Source organism: Acinetobacter sp. YT-02 (assembly GCF_002412355.1).
Classification (GTDB): domain Bacteria; phylum Pseudomonadota; class Gammaproteobacteria; order Pseudomonadales; family Moraxellaceae; genus Acinetobacter; species Acinetobacter towneri.
In genome coordinates this window covers 1-902 of record NZ_NOZT01000011.1, presented here as the reverse complement: position 1 = coordinate 902, position 902 = coordinate 1, and the positions used below count along the sequence as shown (strand labels likewise).

The 902-nt window shown below is 33.6% G+C and carries 1 pseudogene; it reads left to right on the top strand.

Annotation, left to right across the window (positions count from 1 at the left end):
- Positions 1-259: 259 nt before the first annotated feature.
- A pseudogene (locus CF596_RS05680) lies at positions 260-902 on the top strand (hypothetical protein); the annotation flags it as partial.

Genomic DNA, 902 nt, shown 5'->3' with positions numbered 1-902 from the left:
TAGTATTCGTCGTTAGAAAACAATTATTGTGACATTATTTCAATGAGTTATCTATTTTTGTCGTGTACAGAGGAAAAATTTATAGTTTTTATTTATTGTTTCTATCTGTTTTAATTTTTTCTATTATCGTTTGAATAATATTGCTATATGCAATTAATCTATAATAATGATAAAAAATAAAATTACTTTACGGTTAGTGAATTCTAAATTTTTTAAAACTAATTCTTCGCTATTTTTATATTCAAGGCTGATTGTAAGTATGAAAAAACTCGATATGTCTTTTAAAAAAACCACTTTGGGGGTTTGTGTTCTAGCAGCTACGTTATCTTCCATGACTTTTGCCGATAATACTGTTCAAGGTAATGGGGCGAAAGTTGATGGTTCAGATAAGGCAGTTGCTTTAGGAGATTCTGTATTAATTGAATCTGATTCTAACCAAGCTGTGGCTATTGGTTCCAATGCTGTAATCCAAAAAAATTCCTCACTGGCAATTGCAATTGGTGCACATTCGAATGCTGATCAAGCAGGTGCTGTAGCTTTAGGAGCAGGTAGTGACACCAAAACCAACGCAACGGCAGCTAGTGATATTACTGTTAAAGATGGTAATGGAAATGATATTACTATTTCAGCAAGCAATTTTGCAGGAAATGAAAATATCTCTGCAGGTGATCAGGTTTCAGTTGGTAGCATTAAAAATGAACGTCAAATCAAAAATGTTGCAGCGGGTATAATTAATAAAACATCTACCGATGCAGTTAATGGTAGTCAACTATATGAAGTAGTAGATAATTTAGCGAAGGGTATTAAAACAACCCAAACTGAAGTGATTGAAGGCAAGAATGTTACTGTGACTTCAACGACGGGAGCCAATGGTCAGACTGTTTATAACGTTGCGACCAAAG